The 4,755-nt window shown below is 66.2% G+C and carries 6 protein-coding genes; 4 read left to right on the forward strand and 2 right to left on the reverse strand.

The genetic code is table 11. The features are described from left to right. Positions 1-226 precede the first annotated feature (226 nt). Complete coding sequence (locus AC27LF_RS45175; protein WP_479662420.1) at positions 227-457, reverse strand: YozE family protein; 231 nt, start codon at positions 455-457, stop codon at positions 227-229. A gap of 355 nt (positions 458-812) precedes the next feature. On the opposite strand from AC27LF_RS45175, the gene AC27LF_RS45180 reads away from it, so the two are divergent. Continuing rightward, on the forward strand, positions 813-1,739 hold the full coding sequence (locus AC27LF_RS45180) for a phosphotransferase family protein (RefSeq protein WP_479662419.1): 927 nt from the start codon (positions 813-815) through the stop codon (positions 1,737-1,739). Positions 1,740-1,756: 17 nt separating this feature from the next. Here the strand turns inward: AC27LF_RS45180 and AC27LF_RS45185 are convergent, their stop codons facing one another. Further along, positions 1,757-3,130 (reverse strand): NsdA family TPR-like regulatory protein, encoded by a 1,374-nt coding sequence (locus AC27LF_RS45185; RefSeq protein ID WP_487227948.1) that lies wholly within the window; start codon positions 3,128-3,130, stop codon positions 1,757-1,759. 279 nt (positions 3,131-3,409) lie between these two features. Between AC27LF_RS45185 and AC27LF_RS45190 the strand changes: the two genes are divergently transcribed. The 3 genes from AC27LF_RS45190 to AC27LF_RS45200 are packed head-to-tail and all read left to right on the forward strand — an operon-like array spanning position 3,410 to position 4,605. After that, entirely contained in the window at positions 3,410-3,970 is a 561-nt protein-coding gene (locus AC27LF_RS45190) for a bifunctional DNA primase/polymerase (RefSeq protein WP_479662417.1), read from the forward strand. Continuing rightward, entirely contained in the window at positions 3,960-4,280 is a 321-nt protein-coding gene (locus tag AC27LF_RS45195) for a hypothetical protein (RefSeq protein ID WP_479662416.1), read from the forward strand. Before AC27LF_RS45190 ends, AC27LF_RS45195 begins: the two co-directional genes overlap by 11 nt. After that, positions 4,225-4,605: a hypothetical protein gene (locus AC27LF_RS45200; RefSeq protein ID WP_479662415.1), complete on the forward strand. Its 381-nt coding sequence runs from the start codon at positions 4,225-4,227 to the stop codon at positions 4,603-4,605. Before AC27LF_RS45195 ends, AC27LF_RS45200 begins: the two co-directional genes overlap by 56 nt. Positions 4,606-4,755: the final 150 nt, after the last annotated feature.

The following is a 4,755-nucleotide window of genomic DNA, read 5'->3' on the forward strand; positions in this document are numbered from 1 at the left end:
GAGGCGGATCGATAGTGTCCGACTGGACATTCCATGGCATTTGGCGGTGCCACTTGATGGCCTTGATGATGTCGACAGCCTCCATGGAGGCGCCGCCGGCCGCTCCCACCGTCGCCGCCATGAACCAATGCATGTTCCGAGGCTAGAGGGAATCGCGCAGCAGGGAAGTAGATCCGCGTAGCAACGTGCTGAGACGGCACACCCAGCCGTGGAGGGGCGGCCGCCGTCACTTGTCTTGAGCGGTTTTGTACTGCTCGTACTGAGTCCAGGCACGTTCGAGTGTCTCCACGGCGGCCGAAATGGCGCCGCGCTTTTCAAGGTAGGCGCGCTGGCCCGGCAGGCTCTTGCGTGAGGGCCAGTCGGGATCGCGCGAGACGTCCCGGGCGAGATCGCCGATGGCGTTGTCTTGATCGGCGTGGGTCTTCAACCAGGCAGTGAAGCTCTTCGGCGTTGGCATGTCCGCATCCTTCCGCCGTCGCACGGCGTCCACACGTGAGTATGTCGGGTGTATCGCAGATGGTGCGCGGACAGTGAGAGACAACGAGAAAGAGCGGGAGTCAGTGAGACTGACTCCCGCCCTCTTCTGTCGGCATCCGCCCTGGTCAGCGCTTAATCCTTGCTGATCCTCGGCGAGTGCCCCCGGCAGGATTCGAACCTGCGCACACGGCTCCGGAGGCCAGGGGAGACCGTTGCGCTTTTGGGGCGCTGACCTGCGGGGGAGGGGTGGTCGCGGTCGCTGCTGGCAAAGATCATTACGTCCCTATTACGTGGGCAGCCTGTCGGGCGGTCGGTGCGGCCCGTATGGTCCAAGCATGATCTCGGGTAGCAGAGAGGGACCGGACGGCGGCGCGGAGTTCACGGCGGAGGACCTGGAGCCTGTACTCCAGGAAGCATGCGCGACGGTCGGACTCGACTCACGCGGCGCCGAGTTGCTGCGGCTGGGTTCGAACGCGGTCTACCGCCTGGCGTCCTTACCGGTCATCGTCCGCATTGCGCGTGATCGGGCCGTGCTCGCTGAGATGGAGCGGGCCGTAAGCGTGGCCCGGTGGCTTGAGACGCAGGAATTCCCGGCCATGCGCGTGCCGGCGTCGGTCTCCCAACCCCTCGTCGTCGGCGGCCTCGTGGTGACGTTCTGGGAGAGCGTCCAGGAGAACGAGGAGTACGGAACGGTCGGGGAACTCGCGGATCTCCTCCGTCGCTTGCACTGGCTCGAAGAACCCGAGTCTCTGCACCTGCCGTACTACGACCCGCTGGCCAAGGTGGCGGCGTCCCTCGAAGGGTTGAACGGCATCGCGGCGGAGGACCGGACGTTCCTGGAGGAGCGAGCATCGAGCCTCGGTAAGGACTACGACCGGCTGGACTTCGTCCTTCCCTTCGGCATGATCCACGGCGATGCCAGCATTGGGAACATCCTCCGCCACCGGGACGGGCACGCGGTGCTCATCGACCTGGACGGCTTCGCACTCGCACCACGCGAGTGGGATCTAGTCCAAACGGCGATGTTCTATGAGCGGTATACGTGGCACAACAAGGCGGAGTACGCAGAGTTCGTACACCGGTACGGCTTTGACCTGATGAACTGGCCCGGGTACGAGACCCTCGCAGACCTGCGTGAACTGATGATGGTGGCCTGGCTAGGGCACCAGGTCACGAGCAGCGACCGGGCTGCCGCCGAGTTCGCTCGGCGAGTGGGGTCCCTTCGCACTGGTGAGGGACGAGACGAATGGGGCCCGTTCTGACGTGGGACGTTGGCATTTCAGGAATCGGCCTGACCGCCAGCGGCGAGCCACAACCTGTGGTCTCTGACTTGATCGGTGAAGGTCTGAACGTCCCTGTTGCTACCGACTCCTGCAAGGTTCTCCCGGAACTCGGCAAGGTAGCTGACGCATCGGGCCGACTTGAGCTGCGCGCCCAGGTCGAGGGCATCGAGGGCGACACGGCAGGCCTCCTCGACGTCGCCGGCGGGTAGGTGGGCATCCGCCAGCACCATGGTCGCGAAGAAGTCGCTCCGTACGTGGCTGCCGCTCATAGCGTTCTCGGCGTGGGCGACGGCCTTTCGGGCACTGTTGACGTCGCGGAAGCAGTGGGCGGCCTCGGCAGCAAGTTCAGCTTCGTCGAAGTAGCTGATCCATTCAGGCTCGTCGTCGCTGTTCCTGCTCTCCAGCGCTTTTGTGGCTGCGGTAAGGGCGGCTTCGCAGGCTCGGACATCGCCGGTGCGGGCAAGTGCGCGGGCCTCCATAGCGTGGAACTGGGCGCGCAGTGTCGGCGTGGCCATGGGGGAGATGCCCATGAGCGCCGCGCGGACGAGCGTCGCGGCCTGGGTGTAGCGACCGAGGAACGTCGCCTGGTGGCTCATGGCGGACAGGATGCTTCCGGCGAGCCGACGGTCGTTGGCGTCCTGGGCCAACCGGAGGGCCTGGAGGAAGTACCGCTGTGCCAAGCCGTGACGGCAGGCGTCGTACGACATCCATCCGGCCAGGAGGGTCGCCTCTGCCACGGTGGAAAACAGGGCTCGCCCCACCTGCTCGCTGTACTGCCCGCGCAGGAGCGGCGTCACTTCGGTGCTGAGGTACTGCACGGCTGCGTGTCGAGCGTGGTCGCCTCCGAACCGGTCGTCTAAGTCGGCGAACATGTCCGCTGTGGTCTTGACGGCGGCGACATCTCCGAAACCGACGCGCATTCCGTCTCGCCGTTGCCGAGGAATGGCCGGCTCGGGTGCGACCAGCCAACGGAGCGAGGCTTCGTTCCACGCGGGCTCTGAGGGCTCGGCCTGTAGCAGGGGCTCATACCGGTTGAGATCAGCGCGCCACAGCTGACCGACGGTATCGATCGCGCCTTCGGGGCTCGCCGGATAGCTGGCGACCAAGAGCCCGGTGTCCCGTTCGCCCTCGTGGTTCAGCCCCAGCTCGGCGGCGCTGAGGTCGTACGCCTCGCACAGCAACGGACCGTAGAAGTCGTCCGGCGCACTGTGGCCGTTCTCCCAACTGGCGATACGACGCTTCACGCTGGCGTCTGCCGGGAGTTGGTGGCCGCGGCGGAGCGCAACCTGACGCAGCTCGCGTACCAACCTCGGCTGACTCCAGCCCCGGCCCGTACGGGCTTGCCGTAAGCGAACGCTGATCGGCTCCAGCGAAGACGTGACCGTTCCCTCCCCACCTGAGCACGGGTGCGACTTCTGGGGCGCACGACTCTTTGGCTTCACGATCGAATGTACGCGCAGTTCTTTGCCGCACGCTGCAAGTAACCGTAGATCGAGGGTTGTTGATCGGTGACGGGGGATGACGCGTCCACGCCTGACCCGTCATCCCCCGTCACCTCTCGTCATCTGCCCTGGCCAGGGGGGTGCCCCCGAGCCTGGACACAGGGCGGCATTGCGGTCGCAACCCAGTCTCGACCGAGGTGAGTTGGCGTGCAGAGGATGACCAGGAGCGGCATGGAATGGCTGTCGGCGGCAGCAGACAACCCAATCGAGTGCCGGCAAGTGTGGGCGGACGATCCCCGCATGCCATGCCTGCTGCCGACCGGACGCTACTTCGACGTGCTGAGCGTGGAACTGCGCCTCGGGACGGAGATGTTCGATCGCCTCTTGCGGAGTGCGATGCTGTTCGGACCAACGGTTATCGACCGCAAGGCACAGAGAGTCGGATTCTTCCTCTCCTCGCAGAGCCGCGAGACCTTCACGCACTACCTCGAACGTGAAACGTCCTCGCCACCGCCGTACCGGTACTTGAGCAATGACTGTGCCGTCGTCGTGCCGGGCCCCATCCCGTTGGCCCACGACCGCTATCAGTGGCTCCGCGCGCCTACGCGTCGACCGGAAGCCAATCCGCTGCGTCCCGTCGCTCTCGCCACCGCGTTGGTCGCCTCCGCCGAACCCTTGGCAAGGATCGACCGCTTCGACGAGCAGTACCCGACGCCGTACGCGGCGGTCGCCGCGCTCCCTGAGGAGACGAGCACGGATGCCGACTGAGCCGAACGACGGGCGCGACGCTGCCGCGTGGTCGCCCCTCGACAGCGACGGTTGGTACGCGGCCCGAAACGCGACTACCGCACTGCGGGACGTCCTGGTCCGCGCTGGCCTAGAGAAAGACTTCCCCTACCTACGCGCGGACCTTAACGCCTTTGGGCACGGCCTCGTCGAACTGGGCCGAGTATCCCCCGCCACGGCCGAGCGCCTCGCGGAGCTCCTGCGCCTGGCCCTGGCAAGCGGCTTCCGCCGAGACCATGAAGACGACGATCACGGGCCGACCATCGCCGAAGAACACAAGGGAAGGGCCTGACGACATGACCGACCGGCGCGGAGTGGTAGCCAAACGAGCGGAGAACCTGTCGCCCGGTGTGCCCTACGTACGCGGCTGGAACCACGCACTACGAAGCGCCGACGCCCTGGCTGAACAGCTCGTGCTCCTCGGGCTGGACTCCGACCTCCCCGGCCTGGTGGCCGATGTGAACGTTTTCGGTGACGGACTGGTGCAGCTCGGGACTGTTCGTCCAGAAGCGGCTGAGCTGCTGGCGGCATTGATTGCGGCCGGATTGGCCGCGGAATCGCGTGACGCGACGAGGGAGGGCCCTCTGCTCCCTCCTCGGGAAGCCCCCGCGGCCTGAACGGCTCCCGGGCAGTCAGTTGCCCTGCCGCTCGGCCGGGACCGGCGCCCCAGCGCCGCAGCCCGGACGGACGGCAGGGCCATCGGCTTAAGAAGTTGCGAGCATTTGAGACTGGATCGAGCGTGACCTGGGCGAACGGTCGAGGCGGCC

Source organism: Streptomyces diversicolor, from assembly GCF_057537855.1.

Coding starts and splice junctions, on each gene's coding strand:
- AC27LF_RS45175 (WP_479662420.1), bottom strand. CDS start 457: ATGCCAACGCCGAAGAGCTTCACTGCCTGGTTGAAGACCCACGCCGAT.
- AC27LF_RS45195 (WP_479662416.1), top strand. CDS start 3,960: ATGCCGACTGAGCCGAACGACGGGCGCGACGCTGCCGCGTGGTCGCCC.
- AC27LF_RS45180 (WP_479662419.1), top strand. CDS start 813: ATGATCTCGGGTAGCAGAGAGGGACCGGACGGCGGCGCGGAGTTCACG.
- AC27LF_RS45200 (WP_479662415.1), top strand. CDS start 4,225: ATGAAGACGACGATCACGGGCCGACCATCGCCGAAGAACACAAGGGAA.